The following is a 16318-nucleotide window of genomic DNA, read 5'->3' on the forward strand; positions in this document are numbered from 1 at the left end:
AAGGAAGCTGATGGGAGAAACGACGGTGCCGCAATCCACACATAAGGCATGATGGCAGGGACTTTAGCGATTCTATCGATCGATAGGGCGCGTCAAAATCACCCTAATCGTATCTTTTTTACTGATTTGTGGGAATGGTCAACGCTCATTCACGCGCCATTTCTCGCGTGTAAACCGCTAACACCGTCTCAAACGTGGACTTTTCAATCTTGAATTGCGGGTCCGAATCGGTAAATCGATTGCAGTGCTCAGACACCACCCGGTAGAGGAAACGGAACAAATGCCGCGGTACCCGTAACGACTCAAAAGCGACGAGCATCTTTTCGTACGACAGCGAATCGTCAAAGAGATCGCGGGGCTCGGGGGTTTGGCCCTCGGCGGCACAGGCGCTCATGCGTGCACGGGTCAAATCGTAAAGCGATTCGCCGGTCCACTGGAAGGCGGGGATCACGTTCTGCTTGTCCAACCGAGCCCGCTCGTGGAATTCACGCGTTTCACGCTCGGTGTCCCGGTACAGCTCTTCAGGCAGCATCATTTTGAAGCCGAGCCCAGGGTGCTTGAGCAATTTGTTGTCGAGCAATGGCCACACGAAACGACGCATCAACTCAGGTTTGCCACCGGTCATGTGCGGTTCATCGACGCGGTCCATCAGCACGATCATGCCGTCGAAGCCGAGTCGCGAGAGTAGTCCCTGGAATTTCCGTAGCAATTCGTAGCGATCGTCGGTGCGGTCGTAACGCGGCATCGGCTGACTCTCGAGCTCCCGGGCTGGGAACTGCATCAATACCTTGCGAACGGCACCGGTCTCCCGCTTGCCCACCCGCATGTGCCGATGGATCCCCGCGGCGGCGAAGTGGTTCTTCACCAATCGGATGACGTAGGGCAATTTGCCGAAAAAGATCAGAATCGGAATCAGCCACAGGAGATTCCAGGTCCGGATACCCTCCTCATCGGCCGAGTTCCAGAACAGCGTGCCAATCACGATCGTGACCAGGATGGACCAGGCCACCGCAAAGTAAAAATCGATCGATGCGGTCCAGTTGCTGAATCCCAGACGCTGGCGAAGTTGTGCGAACCGGCCTGTGAAGGTGGACGTTGTCGATTGGTCATAGCACGCCGCGAGTAACAACAGGTCGCGAGCGTCGTTGCGGTCGAGCTTCTTGACGAGATCCGCATCGATGCGGTTGCCATCGTCCGCCCGTGAACGATCTTCATCGGACAGTACCTGGTCGATCAATTCGGTCACGCCGAGACACATGATCGCGTCCATGTGATCCCACAATCGCCACGCATCGAGCGCTTTCTCCGGTTTGCGCGCAGCCCGTTTGCCCAGTCGCTCGCAGAAGTGATCCAGGAACGGATTGAAATCGTCGTAGCGAATGATGTAGTCGCGGTCGCCAGGATGCTCCGCATTGAACTGGACCAAATGCTGGTCGATCTGCAGCCGCATCGCCGTTTTTCCCGACCCTTTGGGACCGAAAATGATCGCGGTCGCCGGTTCAGTCGGATCGCCATACACCTTGTCCCACGCGGGGTGGTAGGCGTTGCGGATGCAGTGCTGCTTGAACACCGGATCGGTTTGCGCATCCTCCTCAGCAAAAGGATTGCGGACGATACCGTGGTGATCGAGAAAAGATTGAGTATTCACACGCGTAGTTGATTATTGACCGACGGAATTGACCATTTTCTTAAACGCCTTGCTATGGGCGTCGATTACCGACTCGGGGCCGATCATCTTGACGAAGTACTCGCTGCGGTGGGCGAATTCGGGCTGCTCAGGAGAATCCTGGTCCGGCTCGATGAGGATCGCTCCCATCATGGCGTAATCGGTGCGTTTGACAAATCGCCCACCTGCGAACGGGCCGCCACCCATCCGCTCGGCATATTCGCCGGAGATTTTCACCACATAGACGTCCCACTTCCCGCTGACGGTTTCTTCCGTCGGGGTGACCTTCTTGGACGTGCCGCTGAACTGGCCGATCCAGCGATCGATGTTTGCCTTCACACCGCCACTGGCGGGCATCATGGTCACACGGGCCGTTTGCACGTTGGCACCCTCACCGACGCTGACAGCAAACTCGTGGTCGATGATGTTATTGGCTTTTTTCGCCGTTTTGAACTCGGCTGGGACCACCAGGGTGCCCGCGCCAAAAATTTCAATTTTTGCTGTCGGCGAGGCGGACGGCTGGGCGTCGGCAGCTTCTGTGGCCGCCGCCGGTGGAGCGGCGAAAGCTGATGGAGGTGTCAGGAGAGCACCCGCGGTCACACCGCAGAACCAGAGGGCCGATAACAGCGATGTGGGGCGAGACAAAGTCAAATTCATTTTTTTACCTCGGGCGTGGGGACAGGTTGCGGAAAAGGTGCGTCCGCAGTCGTTCACAATAGTATCACATCGCTGTGGAAGTGAGGGGGGCTAGGGGGAAGGTGGCGAAAAGTCGGGCTGCCTATGCAGTTCGTTCTCCAGTACTGATTTCGCTCATGCCGTTCACCCCCCGGCCCGTTTAGTGGCGAGACGGTCGGTCGGTTGGTAGCTTGGAAGGATGAACTCTTCCGATGAATTCCTCCCGATCTTGCGGCCACCGATTGCCTTGCCAATCGTCAATCATGACGACAGTGGGGTCGCCGGCGCCGCCGAGGCGTGTGCGGAGGGCGGCGATTCGGGCGAGTTTGTCGATGCGACCGGTGACCTGAGGCTGATCGCAGCGGTGCGGGCGATCGAAAACAAATCGACCGGAGGCGTTGCCAAACTTCTGACGCTCGTCGTTTCCCTCGCCGTGTTCATTGCTCTGGGCGTGGCTTGGTGGGATGCGTGGATGGTGTTGATGATCGTCGTCGTGCTGTTGATCCATGAAGCCGGGCATTACATCGCGATGCAGTCGTTTGGTTACCGCAACGTGAAGATGTTTTTCGTGCCGTTTCTCGGCGCTGCGGTCAGTGGTCGGCATTTCAACATTTCACCTTGGAAGAAGGCGCTCGTCTATTTGGCCGGACCCGTCCCTGGGATTCTGCTCTCGCTGCCGCTGCTCGCCGCCGGGCTGATGGCGGAACGGATCTGGATGTTCGAGCTGGCCGCGATGGGGCTGCTGCTGAACGTACTCAACCTGCTGCCGATCATGCCGCTCGATGGCGGTTGGATCGTGCATCTGACGCTGCTGAGTCGTTCGCCGATCTTGGAGTTGATTGCGAGACTCGCGGGCATCGGCGTGATGTTCGCGTTTGCATTATTCACCGGCAGCCCGGTGGTCTTGATCCTTGCGATCCCACTGATGATATCACTGCCGACGACGTTTCGAGTCTCGTCGCTGATCCATCGACTGCGCGATCGACCACTGCCCCAACCCGAACGTGACGAGATCCCCGACGAAGCGATCGGATGGCTCGACGAGGCCATGCAACCCACGGCTCTGGTCACGATGCCCATGGCCAACCGAGCGGCGCTGATCGTGCACATGTACGAGGCGCTGATTGTTCGTCCGCCAGGACTGATCGCGACGCTGGCCATTTGGTTCGTCTACGTCGGCGCGATCGCCCTCGGAGTACTCGGCGGCTACTCGATTCTCCTCAGCCGCAATTTGTTGGAGGGCGTTGGGTAGCGAAATGAGTAGCCGAGTCTCTCCCAGACTCGGGAAGAAAAATGTGACGGAGGTAATTTACAGAGCATGCCCGCTTCAGGGCGAAACCCTAGCAGTTTACCTAGCCCAGGCCATCGGCCTGCGGTTGTGGGCACCAATCATCGTCGCAGGGCCAACGGTCCGATCATTTGCAATAATAACTGGGGTAGTGGATCTTGTTAAAGATCCTATGCCGATGGGATCTTTAACATGCGGATGAAAAATGTGACGGGGGTAATTTACAGAGCATGCCCGCTTCGGGGCGAAGCCCTAGCAGTTTACCTAGCCCAGGCCATCGGCCTGCGGTCGTGGACTCGGACTCTCGGATTCGGACAACATTTTCACTGTCGTCGAATATGTCGCCTGTTTGAACTCCTGCAGCGAGTCGTGGATATGCCGAACGATGCTCGGCCCGTCGTCCCGGAACATTTGCAAAGCTGCACGGGCGAACGAATTCGCTAGCCCGCTTTTATCGGAGCGAACGAATTTGTCAAATCGAGTGTCTGTTGTCGTCGGTGGTAATCAACGTGCAAAACAAGGAGTCCAAGGACCGTCGCGGACAACTTCGTCGTGGCGATTGTCACGGAATCAGCGTTCTTGATAAACGTCTGCCTGCGGGTCGCCGCCGGATTTTAGATACGCGATGAGATCGAGTATCTCATCGAGCGTCAGCACGTCCATCAAACCGGATGGCATGAGCGAGAGACTTGCCGGCGATGTCTGTTCGATTTCCGCTCGCTTTAGCGCCACCGTTTCCGCTCGCAGTGAATCGGTCTGGACCGTGATCACTGTTGCGGATACGCCGATCGGTCGACCGGTGATGACCTGGCCACTGTCCAGCACGTAGGTGCTGAGGCGATACTTCTCGTCAATTACCTTGGAAGGCTGGACAATCGATTCCAGGAGTGCGTGTTCGTCAAAGCGACGTCCGACGTGCGTTAGATCCGGTCCCGTGGGACTGCCCTGTTCGCTCACACGATGGCACTTCATGCACTGCGCTTTGACCAGTGCGGCGCGGCCCTGTTCCCATGACCGACCGTGACGCGTCCGTGGCAGTGCTGATTCCAGTTCTTCCCACGTCCACTGTTTGACAAACGAGGCGGAAAGCGATTCGCCTCCGTCAGGTTCCTCGGCGGCAAGTGCCAGCATGTCCAGCCGAGGTTTCAGACGTTTTTGTTCCGCATTGGTCAATGTGGCAATCGCATCTTCATGGATATGTTGCAGGGAAACGCTCAACAACTTCCCACCCCGGTATCTGCGAGCGGCCAGCAGCGAATCGAAAAAGGACTCACGCGTCTCTGCCGTCCAGCCTTCGGTAACACGAGCGAGCCGCTGCAAATAAAAGACGACGTCTTCCTGACTGATCGCCGTGCGGATCAATTCAACGGTGCGCGGTACCACGTCGGGTGCCTGCAGGTAGATCAGCAAACCGCATAACTCACGATTCACATAGCTGCTTGCCTGTGGATACAACGGGTCCAGTCTCGCCAGCACTTGGGCATGGTCCGATTCAGAAGGATGGCCCTGGCGGATGAAGCTCAATTGCCAGACCCGTAGCGCGTCGAGTAATTGTTCTCGGTCCAGCGTATGCAGCGGCAGGCGATCCAGCGCCGCCAATAACTCGGACTGATCCTCAGCACGCCCCAGTCGAGCCAGCGCCAGCAGTGCGGCAATCGACGCTGTCGGTCGCGATTCGTTCAACGCACGCTCGCGCCACAGTGCAGGGTCCTGGCGTTCAATGGCCAGTCGCGCGGAAAATCTCAGCCAGCGATCTGCACTATTCAAGTGCGGCCACGCCGCGTCAATCGCCTGGGCGTCGCGTTTGCTGTGCCATTGTTCCAGTTCGTGCCGCAGTGCACGTGCCGAAGAGGCTTGCTGTGCCTGCTCCGTTTGCTCAGCAGTGAGTGATGCTGCCGCGACATCGGAGCCATCGTAAGTAATTCGATACAGTCCCGATTGAGAACCGCGACCTCCGGTGATGAAGTACATGGCTCCATCGGGGCCAAACGTGAGGTCGCAGACGTTCAGCGCGCCGCCTTCCAGGAACACTTGGTACTCTGCTTCATAGCTGGCGCCGCGAGGTGACAATTGGACCTGGAAAATACGGCCGTGTTGCCAGTCGCCCATGAACAACGCGTCACGGTATCTGCGTGGAAAGTGAGATCGCGTGCCAAACTCCAAACCCGTGGGTGAACCCAGTCCGGTATCGAGCGTGGTGGGCAGAGAGTCGGCGAAGTACTCCGGCCACTTGCCCGTGCCCCAGCGCCAACCGTATTCGCCGCCGGAGACAACGTGATTCAACCGAGTCGGGCGGTACCATGGCAGCCCAATGTCCCATTCCATATCAGCATCATAGGTAAACATTTCGCCGTCATCGTTGAAGGCCACGTCGAACTGGTTACGGAAACCTCCCGCGATGATCTCCCAGTTCTTACCCTCGGGATCTGTCTTCACAACATGCCCCACGCGAATATCCGCGACGGTGTCCCGCGATTCGGGCAACAGGTGGTCGTCCTGGGGCTCTCGATAGGGCGAATCGACCTCGAAACCCTCTGGGAATGCCACGTCATTACCGTTGACGAGGTACAGCATGTTGTCGGGGCCCAACACAACTTGATTGGGACCGTGACCATAGCGACTCTGGTAGTCGAACGACTTGAGTTCTTCAGCGGAATCAAACTGGTCATCACCGTTCGTGTCACGCAACCGATAGAATCCGCTGGCGTTGGTTGCACACACATACAGGCTGTCGTGCGCCCAGAGAATTCCACGGCAATGCGGCAAGGTGTTCTCGATCACTTCAAAGTGATCCACACGCTCACGATCATCGCTCAAAGACAACCTGACCACACCCCGTTTGTCGCGTCCCAGGATGATTCGGCCGCGATCGTCGAACGTCATGCTGATCCATGACCCTTCGCCCTTATTCGCAGATCGCAACAATTGAGCGCGAAAACCGACTGGCAATGAAATCGACTCCACCGGGGTCGCTTGGCCACCGCCTGGAAGATCATCATCGCCGTGCACGGGCGAGACGACACAGCACAACAGCAGCAGAGTCCATATTGCAACGCCATGAAGTCGGCGGGCCTGGAGTCGAACAGCGAGTGCAAAAGGCAGACGTCGCGGATTCACAATAAGGTTCCCTGCGGGAAAGTAGTTCACTGATGGATGAAAACCGAATCAGGCAGCCCGAAAGATCTTCTCACGACCGGTGTCGTCATCGACTCCGCTGAACAACATCAGTCCGTGGTGAGGGCAAGCGACACGTGCTTTCGTGTTTCGAGAATCCGCACAGGTTAGCCTGATCGCGGCAGTCGTGAGGTCTTGGAGACTGGTCAAGGGTGCCAATCGTACTTGAAAAATTGCAGCTGTGCTGTCTGGCAGGCCCGACAAATCATGATTAACTGATATTGCGATCCGGTGGTAAAACCAGCACCAGCGAGATACTCGACATCGCACTGATCGCCGCTTGCGTTCAAAGAGGGACAAGAGACACGCAATGAATCGTTGTCTTCGATCATGGCTTGCGTACCCATTTCGATCGGCTCACTGCCCCAAAGCGTGAGGCTGATGGAGGTGATGAATATGCCCAGGCAAGCTCGCGGGGAAGTGATCGATCCGGGGGGAATGCGTGTGACGGGATGGAAAATGTGACGGGGGTAATTTACAGAGCTTACTCGCTTCGGGGCGAATCTCTAGCAGTTTACCTAGCCCTGGCCATCGGCCTGCGGTTGTGGACACCAATCATCGTCGCAGGGCCAACGGTCCGATCATTTGCAACAATAACTGGGGTGGTGGATCTTGTTAAAGATCCTATGCCGATGGGATCTTTAACAAGGGGATGGAAAATGCGAAGGGGGTAATTTACAGAGCATGCCCGCTTCGGGGCGAAGCTCTAGCGGTTTGCCTAGCCCTGGCCATCGGCCTGCGGTTGTGGACACCAATCATCGTCGCAGGGCCAACGGTCCGATCATTTGCAGCAATAACTGGGGTGGTGGATCTTGTAAAAGATCCTATGCCGATGGGATCTTTAACAAGATCCACTACCCATCTCGAGTTTAATTGCTTCGCTGTTGCTAGGTGTATTGTTTGCGAGCTATCTGGAGCCGTTCGACTGGACGGGCCCGTCACCTCCGCAGCCCAGATTGAAAACTAGGTGCCCCTCTTTATCCATTCTCGTATCGTCGTGAAGAATTCAACGCAGAGACGGGGAGACGCAAGGACGCAGAGAAAGCCCCTCACCGCCTCTGACCCTCGCTCTTCTCTGCGTCTCCCCGGCTCTCGCGTCTCCGCGTTCTTTTTCTTCACCAGCACCGGATGGAAAATGCGACGGGGGTAATTTACAGAGCATGCCCGCTTCGGGGCGAAGCTCTAGCAGTTTACCTAGCCCAGGCCATCGGCCTGCGGCCTGCGGCCATCGGCCTGCGGTTGTGGACACCAATCATCGTCGCAGGGCCAACGGTCCGATCATTTGCAGCAATAACTGGGGTGGTGGATCTTGTAAAAGATCCTATGCCGATGGGATCTTTAACAAGATCCACTACCCATCTCGAGTTTAATTGCTTCGCGGTTGCTAGGTGTATTGTTTGCGAGCTATCTGGAACCGTTCGACTGGATGCGGCCCGTCAACTCCGCGGTGGCAAGGTCGGTGCGATCCCCATCGCACTTGCAAACTATCCTCACAGGCCTATTGGCTATCCATGCCTGGTGGGACGTCGTGAACCGATTGGGGCGAGGGTTCAAGCGAGGAGCATCTGAACCGCATCGTTCTTAAATTGATCGGTGAACTGACATCGTGACTTGCTGGTGCCATTGAGAGGCTTCTTGCTCATTCAGGCAATCTCCTAGAACGGTCATCCTAAGCCCTGAGCGCGCCCGGAATCAGGTCACCACCTCACTGAATTCGTGGGGCAAGCAAATTTCCCGCGAAAGGATAGACTTGTTTTGTGGACACGCGAAGAATCAGCACGGTAATGCTGGCGCGATACGGTACGGTCGGGACCTTGGAGCGAGACCTGGGAACGCCCATCGCTCGCATCAAAAATGGTTGTGGAAGAGGGCGGTGCCCCTCTTTATTTCCCGTGGAGTCGACCACGGGTGATCCGTGTCCTTAGGAACGAGCGGGAGATTACTGTCTGAAACGGTGTCGAACGCTCCGCGGTCGACCGTTCCGACCGCAGAGCGTTCGGCCACTTATTTTCCGCTCGTTCCTTAACGACTCGCGGATGGCGTTCAACAAGCCGGTCGGGTTTAACACGCGAATTGTCAATGGCTGGGGCGTGTTTGAGTCAGGAATGCTGGGTCAGTCTTTCGACTTCGCTTCGTCCGCGTCGGGTTCCGGGGTTGGCTTGGGGGTGAACGCCTCTTCCAAGGCCACCGCGCCGCCGACGACAGGTAGCGTCAATTTAGTCGCGGGCAGATTGACCGTCAGTTCGGTGCCTGGATCGGGCCACAGGGTGAAGTCACGGTCGCTCGCCATGATCAACAGACCGATCTTTTGACCGGCGGGAATGATCTGATCATCGGGCTGCAAGTCGAACTTGATGTCGACAAATTCACCCGGCACGAGCGGTTTGCTATCCCGAATCGACTCCGCGTTTTGGGGATCCGCCCATCCGCGCGTGATCAGGTTGTCGTTGATATGACCACCACGGGCGCGGTCCGTCCACGGTAGCGATACCACCCACACCGACAGGTTGGTGGCCGGTCGGTCGCACGCCAGCCGAATTTGGATCGAGGCGGTTCCCGATAGATGCAAAGGTTTTGATAGTTCAGGCGAGACGTAGATCAGCCGATGCTCGGTCCAATCCGCTTTAGCTAATGATTCACCATCGAACGAAAAATTGTCGACGAGCGTTTCACTGCCTTGAGACTCGTCTGTCGACAACGACAACTTGCCCTGCTGTGGAGCACCGCCAACGAGGTGCAGATCGACTGGGGCTGCATCGGGGTTGGGGTAGTCGGCATAGGACGTTGGCTCGTCGTGCTTTTTGCCCTCGCGGACGATCCAGGATTTTGGATCTTTTTCGACACCATTGTCTTCACCAAAGAGATAATGCGTGAACCAGCGATTCATCATCTTCATCGGCGGCGGTCCACCGTGTCCGTCTTGATGGTAGTAAATCTGGACGGGCACGCCCCGTTTCTTCAACGCCGCTGAAATTCGGTAACTGTGCTCGGGGACCACGTTCCAATCGTTGAAGCCATGCGACATCAGTGTGGCGGCATGCACATGATCGAGTTGATTTAGATAGTCACGCCCCGCCCAAAAATCGTTGTAGTCGCCGGACTCGCGGTCGATGTTAGCTAGCATCGTTTTTTCGCGGATGATGCAATCGCAGTGTTCGCGAAGTTCGGGGTTGCCGCTGTGAATGAAATCGTAGAGTACGTCGATGTCTTCGCCCAAATAGCCGCCGGGATGGCGGACCAAACCGTTGGAGCGGTAGTAGTGATAGTACGAGGTGTTGGGAGCAACGGGGATGATCGCTTCCAATCCCTCGACTCCCGTCGTGGCAGCCGCCAGTGGCAAGGTGCCGTTGTACGACGTGCCCGTCATGCCGACTTTGCCCGTCGACCAATAGGCGGTCACCGGTTCATCACCGTCCGGCGTCGTGAATCCCTTGGCGCGGCCGCATAGCCAATCGATGACCGCCTTGGGAGCGAGCGATTCGTTCTTGCCTCCGACAGTTGGGCAGCCCTCGGAGAGCCCGGTTCCAGGTGAAGACGAGTGGACAACAATGAAACCACGCGGCACCCACTCAGCGACGAGATCTTTGGAAATGATCGGACGGACTCCCGAGCGTTCGAAGGGGCCGATCGTTGGTCTGGGCGTCGGTGTCGCGCCCAGTTCTTGCCTGGGCGACCACATCGAGTCGTCGGAATCGGGCGCCGTGCCGGCAAAGTAGGGGCTGGTTTCATAGATCACCGGCAGCTTCAATCCCTCCGAGTCGGTTTGCCGTGGCCGCGTGACATCGACGTGCATTCGGTCAAGCTTGCCATCCTCGTCGGAGTCGAACTCGGTCTCCACCCACAGGTCTTGGCGAATCCAGTAATCCGAGTCTGAGAACCCGGGGACTTTCGCGGCCTCGCCGTCGACGAACTTCGGTTTCGCAGGTGCTTTCTCTTTGTCGGACGCCTCGGCAGCAATCAGCGGTGAACCGGCAAAACCGCAGGAGAGCAGAGCGAGAACAACGAGGCGGTGGTGGGCAAGTATTCGCATGGAAGTCAATCGAAGGTGATGTCCGCGTGATGATGATGCAACTTAAACGTGGCTGGCGATCTCCCCCCAATGATAACTCACTTCGGCAAGCTCGACAGGTGCTCCGAGCTGGGAACACATTGCCTTGGGGGGCTGCGTCGCCTCCCCTGGTCATGCACCGCAGGCGGGGCCTGCGGTGCAGGGCGTTCCCAGAGAGGAGCCGGGGAACGAGCGAATCGAGCTAGAATCGCCAAGCATTAAAACGACGGGGCCTCGCGAAAAACGACGATTAGCCGCCGAATAGGGTGATGGCGGCATCAGCGTCGGGGATCGTTAATCGATTCTCGCGGCGTGATGCTGGGTCGACACAGGAGTGGCGAAGGAGGACGCTGTCGAGACTGCCCAGACCCCGGTGCCGCGCTTTTTCAAAGCGATCGATGCCGTGGTCGCGGAGCGTCCGCTCGACGGCCGCGGCGTGCTCGGGGCTGGAGGCAACCGGCCACTGGGACACGTCGAGCTGGGGTTGTTCGGGTAGTCGGAACACAAACATCGGGGGGCGGACGACGGTCACCCGCCCCGCGCGGATCAGTTCGGGGGCGAAACGCCGAAAAAATGCCATCATCAAAACGCCGCAGTGTATCCCGTCGGCGTCGGGGTCCATCAGCAAGACCAGTTTGTCGTAAACGCACGCCGATGGGTCCGCCAGCCGCTGGCACCATTGATCCACGCCCGTCGACCTGCCCCGACGATGGCCCAACAGGGTAGCGAAGATCCGTAGGAAAATCTCGTTTTGGATCGCGGTTTCGTGGGAGGCTTTGGCCGCGTTGAGCGGTTTGCCCTGCAGTGCCAAGATCGCTTGCTGGCGTCTGCATCGAACCTGATCGACAGATTTGGCGGCACTGTCGCCTTCGACGATCAGGCATTCTGTGTCCTGCACAGTGATTTGCCGCCCCACGGTGTCACCGGTCCGGACCTTACCGACAGCGGTACATGGATAGTGAACCGGCTGTCGTCCGTAGGCGATCACACGAGATCTTTCAAATCAGAAATCAGATCCCGCATCGACTGGTAGCGTTTTTCGGGTCGCTTCTGCAGTGCTTTCGCGACGATATCGTCGACGGCCTTGGGGATGTCGTACTGCGGCGACCGCTCGCTCGGTGGTTCAATCTCGCGGTGGCGAATATTGTCGAAGGTTTCGTCAATCGTTTTGCCACGGAAGGGCTCGCGGATCGCCATGACTTCGTACAGCACGACGCCCACGCTGAAGACGTCCGAGCGTTCGTCAATGGTCCGGTTACCGACGATTTGTTCGGGCGACATGTACAGGGGGGTGCCGGGCCGTTGGCCGCCGCCGGTGAGTGTTTGCAGCTGGGGAGCTTCGATTTCTTCACGTACGGCCTCGGGGCGAATCGCCAGCGAGCTTTCGTGTAGCGGATTGTTGTCGTCCGGGTGTCCCCAGACTTTCGCGACGCCCCAGTCCAGGAGGATGACCTCGCCAAAGTTCCCGACCCAGATGTTCTCCGGCTTGACGTCCCGGTGAATCACGCCGCGGGCATGAGCGTACGCCAATGCCTGGCAGGCACCAGCCACAATTTCCAATCGCCAAGAAATCGGATAGGCCTCGATCGCCTCGTTATCTCCCCGAGCGATGCGTTTGAGGATCTCAAACAGATTTTCGCCTGAAATCCGCTTCATCGTGAAATAGATGCCGTCGATATCGTCGTCCCCGATGTCGTAGACGGGAACGGTATTGGGGTGCTGGAGCTGCGCCGTCACGCGGGCTTCTCGCAATAACCGGCGTCGCTCGATTCGGTCGAACTTTTTCTCGGGCAGTAACTTTTTGATCGCCACGGACCGCCCCGTCACCGGGTCGAACGCGGACTGCAGGAGCGCGGTTGCCCCCCGCGCCATCTCACGCAATCCCGTGTATCGTTTCAGCCCCGGTGGTACCGGATTGGGCAAATCAGGATCGGTGCCTGATAGGATAATGGTAGGTTCGTTCATGGTATCCTCATTGTACTGTGTCGGAGCGGGCTCATGCGAGGACACGTTTTTCACGATGGTACCTCAGTGCCGCGTCCGATGGAGTGCCGCGTCCGATGGAGTGTCGCGTCCGATGGAGTGTCGCTCCGATGGAGTGTCGCGTGGCTCTCCGGACTGAAAGCGAATGCCCTAACACTACCGGCTCGGAGAGCCGAGCGACAATCAGCAGACAAAAATTTCAATCTCATCACAAGTAGAAAATATGAATACACCTGTCAATGAAAGCGACGACGATCTGAACGATGCTCATTTGGTCTCGGTGGCTGAGCGATCCAGCGAGATCGCGGCTGGCGTGATTGTGAACGTGTTGGCTGACGCCGGTATCCGCGCCACGGCCGTGGGTGGATTCACTGCAGGGTTTCGCGCCGAAGCCCCAGGGTGGGTGCAGGTCAAAGTGTTCGAGCGGGATGCCGAGCGTGCCAAAGAGATCATCGCGGAAATTAAACTGGCCAATGAGTGACCCCACCACCAAACTCGCGATCACGATGGGCGATGCGGGCGGCATCGGTCCCGAGCTTGCGCTGCGGGTGTGGCAACAGCCCGAAGTCCGTGCGTTGGGAGTGCCCGTGTTGATGGGGGATGCACGAGTTTTCGCTCGTGTCGCGACCGCCCTCGACCTGCCCCTGCCGCCCACCATCACGCTCGACCAGATCGGGACGGTCGTCTCCGACGCCCCTGGATACATCGTGGACTGCGGCAATTTGAATGCTGACGACGTCACACCAGGCCGATATTCGGCGGAGACCGGACGCGCTTCGTACGAGACGGTGTGTGCCTCGATCGATGCGGCCATCAACGGCGATGTCGATGCGATCATCACGGGCCCAATCCAAAAAGAGGCCTGGATGATGGCCGGGATTGAGTTCCCCGGCCACACCGAATTGCTGGCCGAGCGAGTCGGTCGTGCACACGGCGAGGGGGAGTCGCGAGGCAGCGTCCCCACCGCTGTCGGCGTCCCCGCTGATGTCCGCATGATGCTGGCCAGCGACACGATCGCCTGCGTGCTCGAGACCATTCACGTTCCGCTGGCGGATGTGCCGGGCCTGCTCGACCCGATATCGCTGACGCGGACGATCACCATGGCGGGGGACGCGATCGCGAGGCGAAATGCCCATCGTGGCAGTTTGTTACCACCTCGCATCGGCGTCTGCGGTCTGAATCCGCACGCGGGTGAACACGGCATGTTCAGCCACGGCGAAGAGGAACGCGTTGTCATCCCGGCGATCGACGCGGCCCGCCGCCAGGGCTGGGACGTGGTCGGCCCGCTGCCGCCCGATACCGCATTCACTCCCGCCATGCGAGCACGCATCGATGTCTATGTTTGTCTATACCACGATCAAGGCTTGATCCCTTTGAAAGCACTGTCGTTCGACGATGCCGTCAACGTCACGCTGGGGCTGCCGATCGTTCGCACGAGCGTCGACCATGGCACGGCCATGGACCTCGCTTGGCAAGGCACGGCCTCGTGCCAAAGTATGGTCGCCGCGATTCGTTTTGCGGCCGAATTGGTTGAGTCGGTGCCGTGAGTTCGAGCGTGCAGTTAGAACCGAACATGCTGCGATCCGATGCACCGCGATCCGGTGGGCTGCGATCCGGTGGGCTGCGATCCGGTGGGCTGCGGGGTGGATCACCGCGATGGTGGCGCGTCGATGTTATTCTCGCATGGTTGACCTTGGTGGGATTGTTCTTCGTCTACGCCGGCGACGCACCGCCGAGTGTGAACGAGGCTCACTACCTCGCCAAAGCAAAGAACTTCTGGAATCCGGCTTGGTGCAGTGAAGATCTTTTGGTGTCCTCGGGCAAAGCCCACTGGGTGTTTTACTGGGCCTTCGGATGGCCGACGAAGTGGTTGTCGCTGTCGACGACGGCATGGATTGGACGCATCGTTGGCTGGGGGATGCTGGCCGCGGGATTGATCCGGTTATGTTCGTCGCTGCGATTGCCGTCAACCTTCGCGGTCGTTGTCGCGATGGTCTGGGTCGCCGGTATCGAACAGGGGAATCTTGCCGGTGAGTGGGTGGTTGGCGGCATTGAGGCGAAGGTTCCAGCATTTGGAATCGTCTTGTTCGGCATCGCGGAATTGCTGCAGCGCCGGTGGAACCGAGTGTGGTTGCTATTTGGCGCGGCCGCCGCGTTCCATGTCCTCACGGGCGGATGGGCTGTGGTGGCGGGGGCGATCGCGTTCGTTTGGCTGGAGCGGGTACATCGAGACCTCGGTCAGCCGAAAGCTCGCTTTTTCACGCCCGCATTGTTCGCGGGCGGCGCGCTCTCGCTGCTAGGATTATTGCCCGCGATTTCAATGTCATGGGGTGCCACGCCAGCCGAATCGACTTCGGCGGCGCGAGTGTACACGTACTTTCGTCTTTCACACCATCTGCTGCCCTCGGCGTTTCATCGTGACTGGTACGTGCGGCATGGCGTGCTCACATTGGTCACGTTGCTATGCCTCGCCGGGCAACGACGTCGATGCCTGCGGGAAGGAGCTGCGTTTGCTCCGCACCGTGACGCACTCACCGCCCTGGCGGCTTTCACCGTCGGCGCGATGCTGATCAGCGTTTGCGGTTTGCTCATCGGGATGTTGCCAGCGGTTGCACCGGATTTGGCGGCGAAGTTGTTGCGATTCTATTGGTTTCGACTCGCCGACGTGATCACGCCGCTGGCACTCGGGTGTAGCGTCGCGGGAATGCTGGATGTCACGCGTGCTCACTATGCTGCGGCCACCAATTCAGACAGTCGTCTTCCGCTCGCTGCCAAGGACGCAGCCGCGTTCCTGGTGAGCGTCGCGATATTGCTGAGCGCCTGCGGATCGGTCGGCTGGGCGACCTGGCAACGGATGAGCAGCGGCGTGCCCGTTTCGCACAGCAACGATGTGCTCGGTCTGCACCGCGATGCGAATTACGCCGAACAGCGACGCACGATGCAGGACTGGATCAACGTCTGCCGTTTCGTTCGCGCCAATGCACCCGAGGACGCGGTGTTGCTGACGCCCCGGCACCAGCAATCGTTCAAGTGGTACGCACAGCGGGCTGAGGTGGTCAATTGGAAAGACATTCCGCAGGACGTGGTGAGCCTACGTAAGTGGGCGAGACGATTTGTCGAGATCTATCCCGTGGAACTGTCCACCATGCGTGTGACGATCCGTTACGATCGGCTGCGCGAATTTCGCCGCAAATACGGCGTCAATTGGATGGTCGTCGACCGCCGCGTCGTCGGGCCGCAGTTACCACTCGTGCAGGTGTATCCGCAGGGCACCGAGCGCAATTCCACCTACGCGATCTATCGCTTACCTTCGCTCCCAACGAAGTAGCTGCTGCGGATTCGAGTTCAACGAAAGAGCCGGCCGAATGGCGTTTCACCGAAATTGTTCCTTCGCAGCGTGTGAACAACAAGTGATGAATGCTCCCGTGGGTACGCTCGCCAGAGCGTGGATTCCACCGTCTGGCTTTTGATTCGACGCGTTTTA

The 16318-nt window shown here is 58.5% G+C and carries 10 protein-coding genes; 4 read left to right on the forward strand and 6 right to left on the reverse strand.

All coding sequences use genetic code 11. The features are described 5' to 3' along the window. Positions 1 to 145: 145 nt before the first annotated feature. Both SH410x_RS06315 and SH410x_RS06320 read right to left on the reverse strand, forming a co-directional pair. A complete protein-coding gene (locus tag SH410x_RS06315; RefSeq protein WP_473675642.1) occupies positions 146 to 1648 on the reverse strand; it encodes a hypothetical protein in 1503 nt (500 codons plus the stop codon). Positions 1649 to 1660: 12 nt separating this feature from the next. Next, the gene (locus tag SH410x_RS06320) at positions 1661 to 2323 is read right to left on the reverse strand and encodes a gluconolactonase (RefSeq protein ID WP_473675644.1); all 663 of its coding nucleotides are present in this window, start codon (positions 2321 to 2323) and stop codon (positions 1661 to 1663) included. A 217-nt stretch (positions 2324 to 2540) separates the two neighbouring features. On the opposite strand from SH410x_RS06320, the gene SH410x_RS06325 reads away from it, so the two are divergent. Next, positions 2541 to 3593, forward strand: a complete 1053-nt coding sequence (locus tag SH410x_RS06325) for a site-2 protease family protein (protein WP_473675646.1) — start codon at positions 2541 to 2543, stop codon at positions 3591 to 3593. Between the two features lie 606 nt (positions 3594 to 4199). Here the strand turns inward: SH410x_RS06325 and SH410x_RS06330 are convergent. From SH410x_RS06330 to SH410x_RS06345, 4 genes are all read right to left on the reverse strand, one after another. Then, positions 4200 to 6746, reverse strand: a complete 2547-nt coding sequence (locus tag SH410x_RS06330; protein WP_473675648.1) for a DUF7133 domain-containing protein — start codon at positions 6744 to 6746, stop codon at positions 4200 to 4202. A gap of 2170 nt (positions 6747 to 8916) precedes the next feature. Next, the gene (locus tag SH410x_RS06335; RefSeq protein WP_473675650.1) at positions 8917 to 10833 is read right to left on the reverse strand and encodes a Xaa-Pro dipeptidyl-peptidase; all 1917 of its coding nucleotides are present in this window, start codon (positions 10831 to 10833) and stop codon (positions 8917 to 8919) included. A gap of 268 nt (positions 10834 to 11101) precedes the next feature. Further along, positions 11102 to 11839 (reverse strand): toprim domain-containing protein, encoded by a 738-nt coding sequence (locus tag SH410x_RS06340; protein ID WP_473675652.1) that lies wholly within the window; start codon positions 11837 to 11839, stop codon positions 11102 to 11104. Further along, complete coding sequence (locus tag SH410x_RS06345) at positions 11836 to 12816, reverse strand: serine/threonine-protein kinase (protein ID WP_473675654.1); 981 nt, start codon at positions 12814 to 12816, stop codon at positions 11836 to 11838. The genes SH410x_RS06340 and SH410x_RS06345 overlap by 4 nt, the downstream gene beginning before the upstream one ends. Before the next feature lie 241 nt (positions 12817 to 13057). Here SH410x_RS06345 and SH410x_RS06350 point away from each other — a divergent pair, with 241 nt between their 5' ends. The 3 genes from SH410x_RS06350 to SH410x_RS06360 are packed head-to-tail and all read left to right on the forward strand — an operon-like array spanning position 13058 to position 16162. Continuing rightward, on the forward strand, positions 13058 to 13315 hold the full coding sequence (locus tag SH410x_RS06350; protein WP_473675656.1) for a putative signal transducing protein: 258 nt from the start codon (positions 13058 to 13060) through the stop codon (positions 13313 to 13315). Then, positions 13308 to 14381 (forward strand): 4-hydroxythreonine-4-phosphate dehydrogenase PdxA, encoded by a 1074-nt coding sequence (gene pdxA, locus SH410x_RS06355; RefSeq protein WP_473675658.1) that lies wholly within the window; start codon positions 13308 to 13310, stop codon positions 14379 to 14381. Before SH410x_RS06350 ends, pdxA begins: the two co-directional genes overlap by 8 nt. A 26-nt stretch (positions 14382 to 14407) precedes the next feature. Continuing rightward, complete coding sequence (locus tag SH410x_RS06360; RefSeq protein WP_473675660.1) at positions 14408 to 16162, forward strand: DUF6798 domain-containing protein; 1755 nt, start codon at positions 14408 to 14410, stop codon at positions 16160 to 16162. Positions 16163 to 16318 lie beyond the last annotated feature (156 nt).

The sequence above is a fragment of the Rhodopirellula sp. SH410 genome (assembly GCF_055811895.1).

What these genes read in the sequence shown, in the direction of transcription:
- SH410x_RS06320 (WP_473675644.1), bottom strand. Translation starts at nt 2,323, where the DNA reads ATGAATTTGACTTTGTCTCGCCCCACATCGCTGTTATCGGCCCTCTGG.
- SH410x_RS06325 (WP_473675646.1), top strand. Translation starts at nt 2,541, where the DNA reads ATGAACTCTTCCGATGAATTCCTCCCGATCTTGCGGCCACCGATTGCC.
- SH410x_RS06335 (WP_473675650.1), bottom strand. Translation starts at nt 10,833, where the DNA reads ATGCGAATACTTGCCCACCACCGCCTCGTTGTTCTCGCTCTGCTCTCC.
- SH410x_RS06345 (WP_473675654.1), bottom strand. Translation starts at nt 12,816, where the DNA reads ATGAACGAACCTACCATTATCCTATCAGGCACCGATCCTGATTTGCCC.
- SH410x_RS06350 (WP_473675656.1), top strand. Translation starts at nt 13,058, where the DNA reads ATGAATACACCTGTCAATGAAAGCGACGACGATCTGAACGATGCTCAT.
- pdxA (WP_473675658.1), top strand. Translation starts at nt 13,308, where the DNA reads ATGAGTGACCCCACCACCAAACTCGCGATCACGATGGGCGATGCGGGC.
- SH410x_RS06360 (WP_473675660.1), top strand. Translation starts at nt 14,408, where the DNA reads ATGCTGCGATCCGATGCACCGCGATCCGGTGGGCTGCGATCCGGTGGG.